This is a genomic window from Microbacterium meiriae, assembly GCF_025143875.1.
GTDB lineage: Bacteria > Actinomycetota > Actinomycetes > Actinomycetales > Microbacteriaceae > Microbacterium > Microbacterium meiriae.
The window spans coordinates 64,816-80,911 of the sequence record NZ_JAMBDU010000002.1 but is presented as its reverse complement, the minus strand read 5'-3'; the positions used below and the strand labels follow the sequence as shown (position 1 = coordinate 80,911).

The 16,096-nt window shown below is 61.3% G+C and carries 21 protein-coding genes; 20 read left to right on the top strand and 1 reads right to left on the bottom strand.

All coding sequences use genetic code 11. The features are described 5' to 3' along the window. Window positions 1-164: 164 nt before the first annotated feature. From M4D53_RS01800 to M4D53_RS01735, 14 genes are all read left to right on the top strand, one after another. Window positions 165-320 (top strand): hypothetical protein, encoded by a 156-nt coding sequence (locus M4D53_RS01800; RefSeq protein ID WP_259951591.1) that lies wholly within the window; start codon window positions 165-167, stop codon window positions 318-320. A 794-nt stretch (window positions 321-1,114) separates the two neighbouring features. Beyond that, window positions 1,115-1,447 carry a hypothetical protein gene (locus M4D53_RS01795; RefSeq protein WP_396818878.1) on the top strand — a complete coding sequence of 111 codons (333 nt, stop codon included), beginning with the start codon at window positions 1,115-1,117 and terminating at the stop codon, window positions 1,445-1,447. Between the two features lie 11 nt (window positions 1,448-1,458). Then, window positions 1,459-1,752, top strand: a complete 294-nt coding sequence (locus M4D53_RS01790) for a hypothetical protein (RefSeq protein ID WP_259951590.1) — start codon at window positions 1,459-1,461, stop codon at window positions 1,750-1,752. A gap of 169 nt (window positions 1,753-1,921) precedes the next feature. Beyond that, window positions 1,922-3,232: a hypothetical protein gene (locus tag M4D53_RS01785; RefSeq protein WP_259951589.1), complete on the top strand. Its 1,311-nt coding sequence runs from the start codon at window positions 1,922-1,924 to the stop codon at window positions 3,230-3,232. Next, on the top strand, window positions 3,229-4,653 hold the full coding sequence (locus M4D53_RS01780) for a hypothetical protein (RefSeq protein WP_259951588.1): 1,425 nt from the start codon (window positions 3,229-3,231) through the stop codon (window positions 4,651-4,653). Before M4D53_RS01785 ends, M4D53_RS01780 begins: the two co-directional genes overlap by 4 nt. Beyond that, on the top strand, window positions 4,637-5,368 hold the full coding sequence (locus tag M4D53_RS01775; protein WP_259951587.1) for a VG15 protein: 732 nt from the start codon (window positions 4,637-4,639) through the stop codon (window positions 5,366-5,368). The genes M4D53_RS01780 and M4D53_RS01775 overlap by 17 nt, the downstream gene beginning before the upstream one ends. Before the next feature lie 85 nt (window positions 5,369-5,453). Continuing rightward, window positions 5,454-5,942 (top strand): capsid assembly scaffolding protein Gp46 family protein, encoded by a 489-nt coding sequence (locus tag M4D53_RS01770; protein ID WP_259951586.1) that lies wholly within the window; start codon window positions 5,454-5,456, stop codon window positions 5,940-5,942. A 26-nt stretch (window positions 5,943-5,968) separates the two neighbouring features. Then, window positions 5,969-6,910: a phage major capsid protein gene (locus M4D53_RS01765; RefSeq protein ID WP_259951585.1), complete on the top strand. Its 942-nt coding sequence runs from the start codon at window positions 5,969-5,971 to the stop codon at window positions 6,908-6,910. Window positions 6,911-7,082: 172 nt separating this feature from the next. Beyond that, window positions 7,083-7,499, top strand: coding sequence for a phage Gp19/Gp15/Gp42 family protein (locus M4D53_RS01760; protein ID WP_259951584.1), 417 nt, complete (start codon window positions 7,083-7,085; stop codon window positions 7,497-7,499). Then, on the top strand, window positions 7,496-7,831 hold the full coding sequence (locus M4D53_RS01755; protein WP_259951583.1) for a hypothetical protein: 336 nt from the start codon (window positions 7,496-7,498) through the stop codon (window positions 7,829-7,831). Before M4D53_RS01760 ends, M4D53_RS01755 begins: the two co-directional genes overlap by 4 nt. Continuing rightward, window positions 7,831-8,043 carry a hypothetical protein gene (locus M4D53_RS01750; protein ID WP_259951581.1) on the top strand — a complete coding sequence of 71 codons (213 nt, stop codon included), beginning with the start codon at window positions 7,831-7,833 and terminating at the stop codon, window positions 8,041-8,043. The genes M4D53_RS01755 and M4D53_RS01750 overlap by 1 nt, the downstream gene beginning before the upstream one ends. Further along, window positions 8,040-8,411 (top strand): hypothetical protein, encoded by a 372-nt coding sequence (locus M4D53_RS01745; RefSeq protein WP_259951580.1) that lies wholly within the window; start codon window positions 8,040-8,042, stop codon window positions 8,409-8,411. The genes M4D53_RS01750 and M4D53_RS01745 overlap by 4 nt, the downstream gene beginning before the upstream one ends. Before the next feature lie 70 nt (window positions 8,412-8,481). After that, window positions 8,482-9,075, top strand: coding sequence for a phage tail tube protein (locus tag M4D53_RS01740; protein WP_259951579.1), 594 nt, complete (start codon window positions 8,482-8,484; stop codon window positions 9,073-9,075). Between the two features lie 79 nt (window positions 9,076-9,154). After that, window positions 9,155-9,490: a hypothetical protein gene (locus tag M4D53_RS01735; RefSeq protein WP_247642232.1), complete on the top strand. Its 336-nt coding sequence runs from the start codon at window positions 9,155-9,157 to the stop codon at window positions 9,488-9,490. Between the two features lie 365 nt (window positions 9,491-9,855). Here M4D53_RS01735 and M4D53_RS01730 read toward each other — a convergent pair whose 3' ends face one another. Beyond that, a complete protein-coding gene (locus tag M4D53_RS01730; protein ID WP_259951578.1) occupies window positions 9,856-10,227 on the bottom strand; it encodes a DUF2510 domain-containing protein in 372 nt (123 codons plus the stop codon). A gap of 94 nt (window positions 10,228-10,321) precedes the next feature. Between M4D53_RS01730 and M4D53_RS01725 the strand changes: the two genes are divergently transcribed. The 6 genes from M4D53_RS01725 (at window position 10,322) to M4D53_RS01700 (ending at window position 16,095) form a co-directional block, all read left to right on the top strand. Then, window positions 10,322-12,361 carry a tape measure protein gene (locus M4D53_RS01725; RefSeq protein WP_259951577.1) on the top strand — a complete coding sequence of 680 codons (2,040 nt, stop codon included), beginning with the start codon at window positions 10,322-10,324 and terminating at the stop codon, window positions 12,359-12,361. Window positions 12,362-12,372: 11 nt separating this feature from the next. Then, window positions 12,373-12,570 (top strand): hypothetical protein, encoded by a 198-nt coding sequence (locus tag M4D53_RS01720; RefSeq protein WP_259951576.1) that lies wholly within the window; start codon window positions 12,373-12,375, stop codon window positions 12,568-12,570. After that, entirely contained in the window at window positions 12,570-13,394 is an 825-nt protein-coding gene (locus tag M4D53_RS01715; RefSeq protein WP_259951574.1) for a hypothetical protein, read from the top strand. Before M4D53_RS01720 ends, M4D53_RS01715 begins: the two co-directional genes overlap by 1 nt. A gap of 12 nt (window positions 13,395-13,406) precedes the next feature. Further along, on the top strand, window positions 13,407-14,519 hold the full coding sequence (locus tag M4D53_RS01710; protein WP_259951573.1) for a hypothetical protein: 1,113 nt from the start codon (window positions 13,407-13,409) through the stop codon (window positions 14,517-14,519). Beyond that, window positions 14,516-15,385 (top strand): hypothetical protein, encoded by an 870-nt coding sequence (locus tag M4D53_RS01705; protein WP_259951572.1) that lies wholly within the window; start codon window positions 14,516-14,518, stop codon window positions 15,383-15,385. Before M4D53_RS01710 ends, M4D53_RS01705 begins: the two co-directional genes overlap by 4 nt. Before the next feature lie 65 nt (window positions 15,386-15,450). Continuing rightward, a complete protein-coding gene (locus M4D53_RS01700; protein WP_259951571.1) occupies window positions 15,451-16,095 on the top strand; it encodes a hypothetical protein in 645 nt (214 codons plus the stop codon). Window position 16,096: the final 1 nt, after the last annotated feature.

Here is a 16,096-nt window from a genome sequence, read left to right as displayed (position 1 = left end):
GTGTCGCTACTAAGGGTTATCGCCACAAACCCAAACAAGAAGGTCAACGATGACCCGCACACTCCACACCTGCACCACCTGCAACGAAGGCCACGTCAGCATCTGGCAAGCCGCCACATGCTGCGACCCAGCAGCCCCAGGCGACAACGACTAAGGAGAACGTGATGGCAATCACTCTCGGCAATCTGAGCATCGAGATCCTGGCGCGCATCCCCGGCGGTGAAGCAGTGCTGATCGGAACCGTAGCGATCCCGATTGATTCAACAGACACGGGCATGACCGTCGACTTCAGCAGGCTGCGCACTATCTTTCGCGAGTAGCCCATGCCCACACAACCCGCCAACGCCAACGGACACCGGAGGCGAGAACTCAGAGCCCGGGTATGGGCAGAAGAACACCGGTGCGCACTATGCGGGGCCCCCATCGACAAAACCCGGGGCATGCAGCCAGGAGCACACGGACCACGCTGCAAAGGCAACTGCACCGGATGCATACCGGACGACATGCGCGGAGAAGTCGACGAAGACCTACCCAGGGCAAGAGGCGGGTCACCATACGACCGCGCCAACACCCACCTCATGCACCGCCGCTGCAACAGACTCAAAGGAACACTCACCATCGCAGAGTTCCACGCACAAACAACACAACAGCAGCCACCCACACGAGTAACCAACCTCATCAACTGGTAGGCAGCACAACTCAAGGCCACGGGGCCAGACCCCCTCCCGCCCCCGCCCAAGGCCACCCCGAAGGTATAGGGCCGTTCTCTCCCCGCCGTTTTTTCCACACGCCCCCGAGCGGCCTTGTATGGCCTCGGTAAGGCCCGAACTGGGGGTCGGGTGAGTCCCGGGAGGGGTGCTGGCGCTGATGGCCGCACGGGCTCCGCACCTGAATAGAAACCTTGAATTTCCGCGCTTTATCCGTAACAAAATGGTAGAGTTGGAGTATGGAGTACGGGACCTGTGGTTGGTGCGGGCGGTCATTGATTCTGTCGCGATCGGGGGCGAAGTACTGCTCTCCAAAGTGCCGCGTTTATGCCTCTCGTGCGGCTAACCGTGTGCCATCGCAGATGACGTCGCGGGCGCGCTGGGTTCGAGCTGATGGTAAGCGCCCCTTGACCGTGGCGGGAAGGTCCGCGTCAAGCACCGACCCTGCAACGTGGTCATCATTCGATGCAGTGCGGCGGTCTACTGCCGGCGATGGCTTTGGCTTCATGCTCGGTGGCGGCATCGGATGCTATGACTTGGATCACGTTTCTGATGCTGACGCTCGCACCATTGTTCGCGACATTCCGGAGCCAATCATCTTCATCGAGCGGTCACTGTCTGGCGAAGGCGTGCATGTGTTCGTCGAGGCCCCGGAGGAGCGGGGGTGGAAGCGCGGGAACGTTGAGCGTTACACGCGCGAGCGGTTTATTCGGATGACGGGCAAGCGCATCGAGCTTTGAGGGGGTGCCGCATGGTGAACAAGTCTTTGCGTGCGGTCGGTGAGGATGAGCGCCCTCAGAGGGCGATCGTTTCGGTTCTGGACGCGGCGGAGAACGGTACTCGTCTGGATGAGTTGGTTCAGATGCGGAAGGTGATTGCGCGGGCTCTCGATAACGAGAACACGTCGCCTCGCGATCTGGCCGCGTTGTCTCGCCGGCAGATTGAGATCTCGCGTGAGATTGAGGCTTTGAAGCGTCAGCAGCAGGAGGACAAGAACGATGCCTCCAACGTCGCAGACCGACCGTTCGACAAGGCGGCTATCTGAGGTTGCTCGCTATGTGGTGATGCCTACTGGTATCGCTACGTCTGGGTTTCCGAAGGTGGAGGCTCGGATCAATGAGTTTGGTGACTCATTTGATGAGTGGCAGCGGGGTGCTGGGACGCTGATACTCGCGAAGCGGGAGAACGGGGACTACGCGGCGACGATCGGTGGGGTGACGTTGAGCATCCCGCGTCAGGTGGCGAAGACGTACCTGGTTTCTCGGATCATCTTTGCGTTGTGTTCGCTGTTTCCGAATCTGACGGTGTTGTGGACTGCTCATCGGACGAAGACGGCGACGAAGACGTTCACGTCGTTGAAGCAGTTCGCGGGTCGTAAGACGGTGGCGCCGTACATCGAGGGTGTTCGTTCGGTGAATGGAGAGCAGGAGATCCGTTTCACGAACGGTTCGGTCATTATGTTCGGTGCTCGCGAGGGCGGGTTCGGCCGTGGCTTCGATGAGGTCGACGTTGAGGTGTTCGACGAGGCGCAGATCCTGACGGAGAAGGCGCTCGAGGACATGGTTGCAGCAACGAACCAGTCTCGGTTTGAGTCTGGTGCGTTGCTGTTCTTCATGGGAACTCCACCGCGGCCGGTGGACCCGGGTGAGGCGTTCAAGATGCGGCGTCGTGAGGCGTTGGTGTTCGCTCCGGAGCAGTTTGTGCCGGCTGAGGGCGAGGATGCCCTTTACATCGAGTGTTCTGCGGACAAGAACGTGGGCCGGCCGGGCGGTCCCTCCGTGGACGACATCGAGCAGATCAAGAAGGCGAACCCGTCGTATCCGCATCGAACGCCGCACAGGTCTGTGCTGCGGCTGCGGAAGAACTTGCCGTCTGATGAGTCTTGGCGTCGTGAGGCTTTGGGTGTCTGGGATGACGACACGCAGGGTGCGCGGCGTTGGTCTGATGAGTTCTGGTCGTCTTGTGGGACGAATGAGGCCCCGACTGGGGGTGTGCGGTCCTTCGCTGTCGCGTTCTCGCTGGATGGGAAGTCGCTGGCTGTCGCAGGGGCAAGTAAGACCGACGAGCTCGTGCATGTCGAGATCGTGGAGGCCGCTCGCGTTGCTGATGGTTGGTCGATTGATGACGGGCTTGAGCCTTTGGCGGATTGGTTGGCTGCTCGTAAGGAGCGGACGGCGCAGATCTCGATTCTGGGCAAGGCGGGTGTGTCGTTGGTGACTGCCTTGAAGGAGAAGGGGGTGCCGTCGAGCATGATCCACGCGATGACGACCGGCGACTACTTCTCCGCGAATGCCATGACCGAGAACGCCATCCGAGAGAAGAAGGTGTCTCGACCGTTCGGTGAGGCTGGCGACGTTCTCGACGCGGCGGTAGCGGTTTGCGATGCGAAGACCCGCGGTTCGGGATGGGGATGGATTGCAACCGTCCCGGATGTTGAAAAGGAGCCCCTCGAGGCTTTCTGTGCGGCCTACTGGGCTGCGCGTACTACTAAGCGTGTTCCGGGACGGAAGCAGGTTTTGCTATGACGGCTTTCTCCGGGGTGTGGGCGGCGCCGCAGTTTGTGTCTGGTGTTGATGAGGTTGAGCTGGATGCGATTCGTGGGTTGTTTGCGACGTGGCAGGCGAAGTTTCCGCGGAATGTGTTGCGGTCGCAGTACCGGGACATGAAGGTTCGGGTGAAGCCGTCGCAGAACATTCCGGCTGAGGCGATTGCTCGGGTGGAGGCTGTGTCGGAGTGGCCCGAGAAGGCTGTTTCGGCTTTGGCGGAGCGTTCGGTGTTCGAGGGGTTTGTTTCGCCTGGTGGTGAGCAGGATCCGTTCGAGCTGGGCGCGGTGTTGGACGCGAACCGGTTTGATCTTGAGTTGCCGCAGGCGATTTCTTCGGCGTACACGCATTCGTGTTCGTTCTTGACGACTGCTGTGGGTGATGTTGCTTCGGGTGAGCCTGAGGTGTTGGTGATGGCTCGTGAGGCTTCGTGGTCTGCTGCGCGGTGGGATTCTCGTCGTCGTGTTCTGCGGGACATGTTGGCGATCACGGATGTGGATGAGTCTGGTCAGCCGACTGGGATGGATGTGTTCTTCCCGTATGCGGTGGTGTCGTTGACTCGTCGGCCGTCTGGGTCGTGGGTTGCTGAGCGGCGGGCGAATGCTGTTGGTGAGGTTCTTGCTGAGCCGTTGACGTATGCGCCGCAGTTGACGCGTCCGTTTGGGCAGTCGCGGATTTCGCGTGCGGTGATGAACATCACTGATCGGGCGTTGTTGACGATCATTCGGGCTGAGATTGCGTCTGATTTCTACGCTGTGCCTCGTATGTATGCGTTGGGCTTGGCGGACGCGAATATCTTCTCGCGGGGGAAGTGGCAGGCGGCGATCGATTCGTGGTTCGCGTTGACGAAGGACTCTGAGGGTGACACCCCGAGTGTGGGTCAGTTCCCGCAGATGACGATGCAGCCGATCACGGACATGTATCGGACGATCGCTACCCAGTTCAGTGGTGCGACGGGTGTTCCGGTGTCGAATCTGGGCATCGTGACGGACAACCCGCCGTCCGCGGAGGCGCTGTATGCGGATGACCGGCGGATCGTGAACACGGCGCGTGCGCAGAACCGGATCCTAGGTGCGTCGTTGAAGCGTGTTGCTCAGCGTGTTGTGCGGTTGCGTGATGGCGGGCCGGTGACGTCGGATCTGGCGAAGTTGGATGTGTCGTGGGCTAACCCGGCGTTCACTTCGCCGGCGACGTCGGCGGATGCGTTGGTGAAGTTGTCGTCGGTGTTCCCGTGGCTGTCGGAGTCTGAGGTGGCGTTGGAGTTTGCGGGGTTCTCGCATGCTGAGATCACCCGGTTGTTGTCGGATAAGCGTCGGGCGCAGTCGGGGTCGGTGTTGCAGCAGGTTCTTGCGCGGCAGACTCCTACGGCTCAGTCGGCGGTGACGGATGACGTCGCGGGATGATCTGAACCGGTTGACGGCTGCTCAGCGCGAGTTGGTGCGGATGGCTCAGAACGAGCTCCGGGGGTTCTTCGCGACTGTTGATCTGACGCGTCCGGAGCTTGTTCGGGATGCTCTGGTTGAGATTGTGCCGTTGCTGACTCGTGAGTATGGCGAGTTGGTGGCGACGGTCGCGGCGGAGTGGTTTGAGCAGGTGCATCCTGGTGCGTTTCTGGCGCAGACCGCTGCTGAGACGTTTCCTTCGGCTGGGGTGGTGGAGAACGTCCGGTATCACGCTGGTGCGTTGTTCACGGATGACCCGTATGCCGCGGTGAACGGTATCAGCGGGGCTTTGCAGCGGTTCATCTTGTACTCGGGTCGAACGACGGTTGCGCGGAATGTGCGACTGGATCCGTCAAAGCCGCGGTTTGGTCGTGTGCCGACTGGGGCGAAGACGTGTGCTTGGTGCTCAATGTTGTCTTCGCGCGGGTTTGTGTACATGTCCCGCGAGACGGCAGGCATGGTCGCCAGCGACTATCACGACGACTGTGACTGTCAGATCGTTCCTGAGTGGGATGCGGGTAGTTCGCATATCGAGGGTTATGACCCGGATCGGTTGTACGACCAGTATTTGCAGGCTCGTGACGCGGCTAGGAGTGGTGATCCGAAGGACATTGCTGCGGCGATGCGTCGCTTGTTCCCTGATTCGTTTACGGATGGCGTTACGTCGTCCGTTTGATCTTCCACGGTTTCTTCCGTGGCCGCACGGTGACGGTTTCGCCGGTTCATGGGCGCACGGCCCCTAAACGGAATGAGGGCTCAGCATGGCTGAGGAAACGGCCCAGACCACGGGCACGGAAGAAACCAACGGGCAGAGCACGGACGCGGCGAAGGAGTTCCAGGCGATCACGTCGCAGGAGGACTTCGACAAGGCGATTCAGGCTCGTATTGCCCGGGAGCGCAGCAAGTTCTCCGACTATGACGACTTGAAGGCGAAGGCCGACAAGTTCGCGGAGTGGGAGAACGCTCAGAAGACCGAAGCACAGAAGGCCCAGGAGGCTCTTGAGCAGGCTCAGCGCGAGCTTGCGGAGACTCGTTTGCAGGCTGCTCGCGCGGAGGTTGCGGCGTCGAAGGGCGTCCCGGTGGAGCTGCTTTCGGGTGGCACGCGGGAAGAGCTCGAGGCGGCGGCTGATGCGCTCATCGCTTTTCGGGGTGAACCGGCAAAGGGTCCGGTCATCCCTGGCCAGGGCAAGCAGCCTCCTGAGGCAGCTCAGGATGCAGACGACTGGCTCCGCCAGGCTGCCCGCCGCTAGACACAACTTAGAGAAGGAGATTCAGCATGGCTGGATACAACGAGTCCATCACGCGGGACGACACGCTCGTCCCCGAACCCATCGCAAACGAGATCATCCAGGAGCTTCCGAGCGCTTCTGTGCTCCTGAATCGAGCGCGAAACGTCCGCATGTCCTCGAAGACGTCGAAGCAGCCGGTTCTTTCCGCCCTGCCCGACGCCTACTGGGTCAACGGAGACAACGGCCTCAAGCAGACCACGAAGGCAGAGTGGGAAAACCTGACGATCGTGGCTGAGGAGCTTGCGGCGCTGATCGTGGTTCCTGATGCAGTGATCGATGACAGCTCGATCCCGATCTGGTCCGAAGTCCGTCCGCTCCTGGTTGAGGCCATCGGTCGCAAGGTCGATGAGGCTGGCCTGTTCGGCGTGGACAAGCCCACCTCTTGGCCCACCGCGGTCGTCCCCGGGGCCATCGCGGCAGGGAACGTGGTCGAGGCGGGCACTGGCGTGGACCTTGCCCAGGATGTGGCAAGCCTTGGTAAGGCGCTTGCCAAGGACGGATTCGCTGCGAATGGCTTCGCTTCTGAGCCTGGCATGAACTGGGAGCTCGTGGGGCTGCGCAACGAGCAGGGAACCCCGATCTACACGCCGTCGCTGGCGTCCGGCGCGCCGTCCACCCTCTACGGGTACCCCCTGAACGAGGTCACGAACGGCGCGTGGGATTCTGAGGAGGCTCGCCTTCTCGCGGCCGATTTCCGCAAGTTTGTCGTTGGTATCCGTCAGGACATCACGTTCAACATCTCGGACAGTGCGGTCATCACCGACTCCGCAGGCAAGGTCATCGTCAACGCTTACCAGCAGGACTCGAAGATCATGCGCGTGGTATTCCGTGTCGGCTTCCAGGTTGCCAACCCGCTCACTCGCGTGAACGGTACGGCGGCTACCCGCTACCCGGCCGCGGTCTTGACCCCCGCGGCTGTTACTCCGTGAAGTTCAGGCGCGACGGCTCTTCCAAGGTCGTCGTGACGACCAACGAAAAGACGATCGCGGTTCTCGAAGCGGCTGGATGGGTTCACGTCACACCCGACGAGGCCGCGCCGCAGGAGCCAAAGCGGAAGCCCGGCCGGCCGAAGAAGTCTGAGTGAAGGTGAGGGTGCGTCTTATGGCTTACGCAACTGTTGCGGATCTTGAAGACCGGTGGCGCACCCTCACCAGCGTGGAGCGGGCGCGCGCTGAGGTGCTGTTGGGGGACGCGGCCGTCCGTTTGGATGTGTCGTGTCCCCCTTCGGTCCCACCGACCGTCTCGGAACTCGCGGCCCGGAAGATCGTGTCGTGCGAGATGGTGAAGCGGGCGATGGCGACTCCCGGGGGTGTGGCCGGGATTGGTGTGACGTCTGTTCAGGCTGGTGCTGGCCCGTTTCAGGAGACGCAGCAGTTCGCGAATCCGACCGGTGACCTGTATTTGACGAAGGCGGACCGTGACCTGTTGGGTTGCGGTGTGCAGGTGGCGTTCACGGTCCCGATGGCGGACTGGGCGGCCCCCGTGGAGCCTCCGGGTTGGTGGGAGGTTGCTCCTTGAATGGTGTGGATGTGGTGACGCGGTTGCGTCGCGAGCAGACGGGTTCTGATCGTTACGGTAACCCGGTCTATGAGCTTGTGGAGACTGTGCTTGCCGAGCTCGCGCTGTTTGCCCCGAAGGACGTGATCCCTGCCGTGGAAGTGGGGCGTTCCCCGACTGTGGTGGAGCCGTCACTGTACTGGTTTGAAGCGTGGCCTGACGTGCGCGCTGACGACCGGTTGCGGGTCCGTGGCGTGGAATACGAGGTTGCTTCGGTGCCGGCGGATTGGCGTGGTCGCACGGTGGGGGGCCTGGTCGTGAAGTTGCGTGACTCTGCTGAGGGGGTGGCGTGATGCGTGTGTCGAAGTTCGTTCTGAACAAGGCGGCGTTTCGTGCCCAGATCCTCAAAGGTGCAGAGACGGAGGCGCTTCTTCGCGGCATCGTCGGCGATGATGCGGTGAGCGAGCAGGCCCCTTCGCGTGCTCGTGCCCGCGTGTACGGGAGCATGGACGATGAGGCGCAGAATGGGACGCTTTCTCGTCTGATCGGCGGGTGGCGCCTATGAGTATCCCGACGAGTTCCCCGGACATCGAGGCCCTGCTGATTGCGGGGCTTTCGTCTGTTGAGGCGACAGTGAACGTGCGCACGAATCGGCGCCGCGAGCTGGTGGTTCGCGCTGACCTGCAACAGAAGGTGACCCCGATTTCGCGGTACTGCCGTGTGGGGTTGTCTGCGTGGTCTCTGCGTCCTGACGGGTCTTCGGATCTTGGTGACGCTTTCGATCTTGCCGCGGCGGGTAACGCGTGGCTTGAGAACAACACGACGGGCGTGGTTCTTTCCGCCGATGTCGAATCTGGGCCGTCTCGGGTCACTGACCCTGTGACGAAGCTCGAATATCTCTACTCGACCGTTCTCCTTGAGGTGGCGGTCTGACAGTCGTGACCCCGGGTCACTTTCTCGCCCTTGTCGCCGTGGGCATCTACCTAGTTGAAGGAGAACGCTTATGGCTAAGCCTGCGTACATGACCTCGGGTGTTGACGCTGATCTTGCCCGACTGATTAAGGATGGGGCGCTGTTCTTGCGTCCGGTGGGGTCGACGGCCCCGACTGGTACGACCTGGACGCCCACGACGGGTGACGAGCAGGTCGGTTACTACTCGGATGACGGGTTCACGTTGACGCCGACTCCGGGTGATGAGACGAACCTGACGGGCCATAACGGTGATCCTCTGATTTCGGAGGCCGCCCCGGGCTACTGGGGTGTGAGTTTCGCTGGCCTCGAGGGCAATGAGACGGTCACGTCGGCTTACTTCGGTGTGGATGTTGCGGTTGATGGTTCTGTGACTGTTGATTCGGCGGCTGCGACGAAGCGGTATGACCTGATCGCGGTTGGTCTGGATCAGAAGGAGCGCCTGATTCTGGTGCACTTCCCGAACGTGCAGATCGACAACAGTTCGCGTGAGGCGTTGACGTTCAACCGGACGACTCTGCTGGCGTATGGGTTGGCGTTCAAGACGTTCCGTGGTGGTTCGTCTGCCCCGTACCACTTCAAGGCGTGGGGATTCGTGGCTGAGGAGCCCGAGCCCGAAACTCCCTGATTCTCTACTCCGGGGGTGGGTGAGTGGCGACCCGCTCACCCCCGGTTATCTCTTCTGGTCGCCCTAGTTGGAGGTCGCCATGTTTGAACTGGAACTTGAGAACGAGAACACCCCGATGATCGACTTCGGCCAGAACGGGAAGGTGCTGTTTCAGTTGCCGGTGCTTGGCGTGAAGGGTGTCCCGATGGGGATTACTTCCGCGTTCGCTATCTTCTGGGACAAGTTCCAGGCTGGGCGGAAGCTCACGGAGTCTGAGGTTGCTCAGGCGTGGGGGTTCTTCATTCAGACTCTCGCGGACACGTACCCGGATGCGACGCGTCAGCTTGCCCGGCTCGATGAGGCAAACCTGTCCCATGTGTTGAAGCACTGGGTGTCGGTGTCGTCTGAGCACGGGTTCGACGCGGGAAAAGCCTGACCCTCACCGTTGCCTTCTTCGCCCACCGTGGCCCGCTCGAGCATGAGTTGTGGTCACGGTACGGGTGGGGCTTCGATGAGGTTGTTGCGGGTCGGCGCGCCTGGAATCTGGTGGCGCTTCTTGTTGACCGGGTGGTGAAGGACACTTACTCGGATCTTTATGCGTCGTTGCGTGGTTGGGGTTACGCCCCGAACCCGATGGACGCGTTCTTTCTGGACTGGGTGGATGCGCAGGCGGTCATGCATCACCGTCCGGGGAAGGTGATGCCTCAGCCGGTGCGACGTCCGTGGGAGTCTGCTTCTAAGCAGCGTGTGCCCACGGATGATCCGACGCGTTCGGAGCGGCGTAGGGCGCTTCGGGAGCGGCTAGGCCTGCTGCCGGTGGATGCGGCCGTAGTCGTCGATCGTGAGGATCATGCTCTCGGACTTCCGGTTGAGGGCACGGTAGATGACGTAGATGAGCCATAGGCCGGCGGTGAGTAGGACGAGGATCAGGTTCCAGAACCATCCCATCCGCTTCACTTTGGACAGCACGACTTGGTTGGGTGTGGCGGACTGCACCATCCACCCTGCGGCGGCGTAACGGGCGACCTCGGCGTTCAGGATCGCGGTCTTCCGGGCTGGGTCGACCAGTTGCGCGTCGGCGTAGTGCGCGGTCCACGTTGAGCCGTCCCACCATCGTTGACGCCCGGAACCGTCGTCGTACCAGCCGGGCGCAATCTGCGCCATTGAACTCATGGCTGCATCTTAACCGGTATTTCTGACAGCCGGTAGCACTCAATTCGTGGGGCACTGCCCCTTTTCGCCCTTTGGGGCAGAGAGGGGGCGTTTCGTGGCGCAGGAAATCGGTGTTGCTTATGTGTCGCTGCTTCCGTCCGGTAAGGGCTTCTCGAAGGGCGTCCAGACGGAGGCTGAGTCTGCTTTCAAGGGTGCCGAGAAGTCGTCGGACGGATTCTTCTCCGGAGTTACCCGGTGGGCTAAGCGGGGTGCGCTTGCTGTCGCCGGCATCGTCACGACTGTTGGCGCCCTGGCTATCGGTGGGGGTATCTCGCGTGCTCTGAACATTGAGGATGCGACGGCGAAGCTTAAGGGTCTGGGGCATGACACGAAGGCCGTTGAGGCGATCATGCAGGACGCTCTTGCGTCGGTGAAGGGTACGGCGTTTGGTTTGGATGCTGCGGCGACGACTGCGGCTTCTGCGGTTGCTGCGGGTATCAAGCCGGGTCAGGAGTTGGAGCGGTATCTGCGGTTGACGGCGGATGCGGCGACGATTGCTGGCACGTCGATGGGTGAGATGGGCGACATCATCAACCAGGTGACCTCTAAGGGTTACGCGGGGATGGAGAACCTGAATCGGTTGACGGAACGCGGTATCCCGATCATGCAGTGGCTCCAGAAGGAGTATGGGGTCACTGCGGATGAGCTTCAGAAGATGGTGTCGCGGGGTGAGATCGACGCGGCCACCTTCCGTAAGGCGATCGAGGACAACATCGGTGGCGCGGCTCTTGAGTCGGGCAACACGACTCGCGGTGCTTTCGCGAACATGCGCGCCTCGCTCTCCCGATTGGGGCTCGCATTCGTCGGGGACGGCCTTTCTGGCGCTAAGACGTTCTTCAACGAGATCACGATCATCTTGGACGGCTTGGAGGAGCGCGTCGGGCCGTGGGTGCAGCGCATCCAAGACAAGCTCGGCGGCCTAGTCCAGCTCGATGGTTTCGGGGAACGGTTCCTCGCCGGGTTGGACTCATTCATTGCGAACTTCGACTCAACACCGTTCGGCATTCTGCTGACGACGCTCGAGCCGTTGATTCCTGTGCTGCGAGAGCTCGGGTCCAAGGTGGGTCCGGTTCTAGCCGCGACGTTCGAGCAGGTTGCTCAGGCGTTGGAGCCGGTGATTCCGTTGCTCGCTGAGGCCCTTGTTGAGGCGGTGTCGCAGTTGGCGCCGCCTTTGACTGATCTGTTGGTGGCGTTGCTGCCGTTGATCCCGCCGCTCGTTCAGCTTGCGGTGGACATCCTTCCGGTGCTGACTGAGGCGCTTCGGATTCTGGTGCCGGTGCTTGTGCCGTTGATTCAGGGTCTTGCGGAGTTGACTGCGTTCGTGGTGAACCTGCTGTTGTTCTTGAATGGCAACAAGACTCTTGAGGATTGGGGAAAGCAGGTCGAGGGTACGCAGGGGCCGATCATCGATGTCGCTCGCGGGATTAATGAGTGGTTGGCGCCGGCGTTGAACTTCTTGATGGGGTTGGTGTCGCAGGTGGCGTCTACTTGGAATGCTGCATGGTCTCGGGTTACGTCGTTCTTCAGTTCGGCGGCGACGAACATCAGCGGGACGGCGACGCGCATCTGGTCGACGCTCACCTCCTCTTTCAGTAGTGGTGTGAGCCGAGTCGTGACGATCTTCACTGCCCTGCCGCGTCACATTCAGAATCTGTTTGCGGGTGCCGGTTCGTGGCTAGTTAGTTCGGGTCGCGCCTTGTTGCAGGGGTTCATCGACGGGATCAACTCAATGATCCGCGACGTCGGTGACGCGATCGGTGGCGTGTTGAGTTGGGCGCAAGGGTTCTTCCCGCATTCGCCGGCTCTTCGCGGCCCGTTCTCGGGTCAGGGTTGGGCGTCCGTGTTCGATGGTGGCCAGTCGTTGATGGAACAGTTCGCGTTTGGCGCTGAGTCGTTCCGTCCGCAGTTGTCGTTCTCGAACCTTGTCGGGTTGACGGGTGCTGCGACTGTTGCCGCACCGCGGATGCCCTCCGAGCTCGTCATCCGTGATGTGAACGACCAGCTTGTGGGACGGATGGGTGTCGAAGCGGATGCGCGGATCGGCCGCTACGACCAGTCCTCGAATGCGTGGTCGCGTGGTGGTGTTCGGTCCTGACGGAGGTGCTCATGGCGTTTGGTGCTTTCCGTCAGGACCGGTACTACCCGGATCTGTTCTCGCCCGGTCGTGACGCTGCACTTGTGGAGCCTGGCCTGTATGACAAGGAAGATCTGACGGCGGCGGAGCCGTTGCTGTATGAGTTCGATGCGGTTGCTTGGGCGATTGGCTACGTCGTCATCACTGCTTACAACGCGGAGGCTGTCTGATGGCGATCAATCTGCATACCGACGTGACCGGGGCGCCGTTTGTCGAAGTGTTCATCGACGAGCTCGTTCCGGAGGCCGCGAGCGTGACCGTGTACCGGTTGGCTGGTGGGCGAGAGTTTCAGGTTCGAGGTGCGGTCAAAGCTCCTACCGGTGGCGCGTTCACGCGAATCGATTTTGAGGTGCCGTTCAACGCGCCTGTGACATATCGGGCGGAGTTGTTTGACGCGGCGGGGGAGTCTCTGGGGTTCACGGACTCTGCGACGACCACGATCCTCTGCGAGGACACGTGGATGCACAACCCGTTGAATCCGTCTGGCGCGGTGAAGGTTACGCTACTCGACACGGCCATCAAGAAGGTGAGCAGGCCTGTCCCGGGTGAGGTTTCGTACCCGCTTGGGCGTCGCGTGGGTGTCATGCTCTCGGAGCCGCGACGCGGCCTGTCTGGCGGCGTCTTCGATGTGCTCAGCTCGACCCTTGAGGATGCGGACAAGGTCCAAGACTTGATCGGCTCGTACGCGCGGTCGTTGGTTCCGGTTATCTGTGTGCGCGTGGGGTCAAAGAACCCTACGCGGGTTTCGATGCCGTTGTTCCTTGGCGTACTGGACATCAATGAGGAAGACGTTTCGGTGAGGTACGGCGGTCAGGCCACGGTCCAGAGGATTGAGGGGGATGAGGTTGACCCGCCGATTCCAGGTTTGTTCATTCCGTTGCTTACTGCTGCTGACATCAATGTGTCGTTTGCGACTGCGGGTGCTCTGAACAGTGCGCATCTTCTCGCTTTGGATGTCAACCGTAGGTACGATCTTGCCGGCGCGGCCGGGTAGCTAGGGGGCCGTATGAGGCAGCACAGTGCTCAGCTCGCGAGTGTTCTGACGGGTTCGTTTGAGCGTGAGGTTTCGTCGAATGTGTTTAACGGGTCGGAGCGGGTGCTCGAGGAGGTCCGGTTCGAGTCGTGGCAGATCGATTCCGATCTGGGGCGTGGGGTGTGTTCGCAGGGTTCGGGGACGATCGTGCGGCCGTCTGTGGATGGGTCTTCGGTGGTGCCGGTTGGCACGGAGGGCGTGTTGTCTCCGTTTCGCGCTCGTATTGAGCCGGTGATGACGATTCGCGCAGGGGGGTTTGAGGAATCGATTTCGTTGGGGACGTACCGTGTGGGGTCGGTTACCGCGGCTTCGGACACTATGGCTGTCGTTGAGGGCCGGTCGTTGGTTGTTGCGTCTCGCGTGTCGCTTGGTTTCGATTCGCTTGAGGTGGATGTTGACCGGTGGGGCTTCAAGTTTCCGGAGCAGTCGAGGGCGGGGGTGTCTGCTTTTTCGGAGATTCGTCGGTTGACTGGCATGCCGGTTGAGGAGTCTGTTCCTGATGTTCCTGTTCCTTCGTTGAAGGTGTGGGAGGCGAAGCAGGGCGGGCGGTTGGAGGCGGTTCTCGAGCTTGGGAAGGTTCTGGGCGGTTCGGCCGTGGTTAATAGTCGCGGTGCTTGGGTGATTCTGCCGGATGTGATTGGTGATCCAGTTGCAACATTGCTGTTGGGTGAGCGAGGCACGGTCACTGAGGTTGCGGACGAGATTGAGACCTACACGGTGTTCAATCAGGTTGTTGGTTCATATGAGGACGCGACGGGGAAACCGTTGTATGCCGTGGCGGAGGTCACGTCGGGTCCGTTGTCGGTATCTGGCGATTACGGGGTCAATACCCGGTATCACTCTTCGGATTTGGTGAAGACGCAGGCTCAGGCTGATGCGGCGGTTCGCGCGGTTCTGAATGAGTCGATTAGTTCGCAGCAGTATGACGTGCAGGTGCAGTGCCATGTGAATCCGCTCGTTGAAGTTGGTGACGTGGTGGAGTTGGAGGGTTGGAAGCGTCCTCTGGTTGGTCGGTTGCGGAGGGTGTCGTTGTCTGACTCGCCATACATGACTGTTACGTTGCGGGTTGCTCGGAGGTTGATGTGATCAACGCTGAGGCTGTTGCGCGGCGCCTGTCAGCTCAGGGGTCGGCCCGTTCCGAGACTGCGGTCTTTGTGCGGATGGATGGCCGATTCGCGGTGGTGAACATTGGCCCCGCGACGGTGACGGTTCCGTGCGTCGGGTTTAATCCTCCCCTTGCGGGTATGGCTGTGCGTGTGGAGTGGGTGAACGGTTCACCGGCTGTGACGGGGCCGGTGACGCCTTTGAGCCCGTTGGGGGAGATCACGGCAGCGGGAACGCCTCGGGCGACGGTGCTTGTCGACTCGGTGTCCTACATGATGCCGGTGATGGCGTCCTACACGCCCGCGAATGGTGATTCGGTGGTGGTGGACTGGACTGTTCCGGGCGGGATGATTCTTGGGAAGGTCGCGGCGGTTGATCGACCGGCGCCTCCGGATGAGACGGGGGGCGAAGCGGTTCCGTTCACAGTGACCGTGCGTGCCTCCAACAGTGGTCGCTTTCAGCCGGGTTCCGGCTGGTGGGGGAACGATCCCTGGGCGTCGGCGAACAACGACGGCATCTGGGTGTACGGGAACCGGGTGCGTGATGCCGTGGGGGCGGGGACGGTCTCCAGGATCGACATCTACTTGCCGTTGGTGCAGCAGGTTGGCGTTGCGTCTATTGGCGTTCACCCGCACCCATCGATTCCTGGTGGTGCGCCGACCATCACCTCGATGACGCCACTTCCTCAGGGGCGACGGTCTGGGTGGCAGACGCTTCCCCTCTCGTTCGGTGCGTATGTTGCGGCGGGCGGTCGGGGGATAGCGGTAGCGGACGGCGGGTACAACATGTGGCGGGGCACCTCAACTGACTCCCTCTCGGGCGCTCTGCGCATTTCGGGCACCCGCTGACCCGAATCAAGACATTTTCGTTTCGACGCCCCTCTTCGGGGCGTTTTGTGTTTTAAGGGGCAGGCATGGCAGTGAATAGTTACGGGCCGGACGGACACCCGATTTTTCTGGATACGGACGCCCCAGACATCAAGGTCGATCCGACGAAAGCGGCAGAGTACGCGGGGGACGTTGGTAACCGCATTATTCGTGCGAACGTTGCCGCCCTTGAGGCGTATGGGTTTAAGCGCGAGGGTTTGCGCGGGTATGCGTTGGATTCGGGGGTTGAGTACCTGTATACGACGGCTGCCGGCTGGTCCGTGTTGTTCCGTCCTCTCACCGCGTTCACCCCGACCGTCGTCGGTCTTACGGGGGTCACAACTGTTGCGAAGTTCGAACAGCGGGGAAAAATGGTCCGCGCTCAGTACGAGGTCACTCGTTCGGCGTTGGCCTCCCCGACAGCGCCTGTCACGCTTAGCCTCCCGACTCCGATCGCTAATACGTCGATGACGCGGGATATCGGCTGGGGATCATTCTTCCTGGCGAATGGCAGCGTGTTGTACTCGGTGCGACCTCGCTATACGGGTGGCTCCACGGTGGCGGTCAACTTCCCTGCCGCTTCGGGTTCAGCGATCAGCCAGGGATCGAATCTCAGTGCAACCTTCCCTACCTCTTCGGCGCATCAAAGCGGGACTACCCTCTACCTCTGTGTCGAATATGAGGCGGCCTGAT

Excerpts from the sequence above, each read along its gene's own strand:
- M4D53_RS01775 (WP_259951587.1), top strand. The coding sequence starts at position 4,637 with ATGACGTCGCGGGATGATCTGAACCGGTTGACGGCTGCTCAGCGCGAG.
- M4D53_RS01710 (WP_259951573.1), top strand. The coding sequence starts at position 13,407 with ATGAGGCAGCACAGTGCTCAGCTCGCGAGTGTTCTGACGGGTTCGTTT.
- M4D53_RS01720 (WP_259951576.1), top strand. The coding sequence starts at position 12,373 with ATGGCGTTTGGTGCTTTCCGTCAGGACCGGTACTACCCGGATCTGTTC.
- M4D53_RS01770 (WP_259951586.1), top strand. The coding sequence starts at position 5,454 with ATGGCTGAGGAAACGGCCCAGACCACGGGCACGGAAGAAACCAACGGG.
- M4D53_RS01750 (WP_259951581.1), top strand. The coding sequence starts at position 7,831 with ATGCGTGTGTCGAAGTTCGTTCTGAACAAGGCGGCGTTTCGTGCCCAG.
- M4D53_RS01700 (WP_259951571.1), top strand. The coding sequence starts at position 15,451 with ATGGCAGTGAATAGTTACGGGCCGGACGGACACCCGATTTTTCTGGAT.
- M4D53_RS01780 (WP_259951588.1), top strand. The coding sequence starts at position 3,229 with ATGACGGCTTTCTCCGGGGTGTGGGCGGCGCCGCAGTTTGTGTCTGGT.
- M4D53_RS01790 (WP_259951590.1), top strand. The coding sequence starts at position 1,459 with ATGGTGAACAAGTCTTTGCGTGCGGTCGGTGAGGATGAGCGCCCTCAG.
- M4D53_RS01765 (WP_259951585.1), top strand. The coding sequence starts at position 5,969 with ATGGCTGGATACAACGAGTCCATCACGCGGGACGACACGCTCGTCCCC.
- M4D53_RS01740 (WP_259951579.1), top strand. The coding sequence starts at position 8,482 with ATGGCTAAGCCTGCGTACATGACCTCGGGTGTTGACGCTGATCTTGCC.
- M4D53_RS01800 (WP_259951591.1), top strand. The coding sequence starts at position 165 with ATGGCAATCACTCTCGGCAATCTGAGCATCGAGATCCTGGCGCGCATC.
- M4D53_RS01760 (WP_259951584.1), top strand. The coding sequence starts at position 7,083 with ATGGCTTACGCAACTGTTGCGGATCTTGAAGACCGGTGGCGCACCCTC.
- M4D53_RS01730 (WP_259951578.1), bottom strand. The coding sequence starts at position 10,227 with ATGAGTTCAATGGCGCAGATTGCGCCCGGCTGGTACGACGACGGTTCC.
- M4D53_RS01735 (WP_247642232.1), top strand. The coding sequence starts at position 9,155 with ATGTTTGAACTGGAACTTGAGAACGAGAACACCCCGATGATCGACTTC.
- M4D53_RS01745 (WP_259951580.1), top strand. The coding sequence starts at position 8,040 with ATGAGTATCCCGACGAGTTCCCCGGACATCGAGGCCCTGCTGATTGCG.
- M4D53_RS01715 (WP_259951574.1), top strand. The coding sequence starts at position 12,570 with ATGGCGATCAATCTGCATACCGACGTGACCGGGGCGCCGTTTGTCGAA.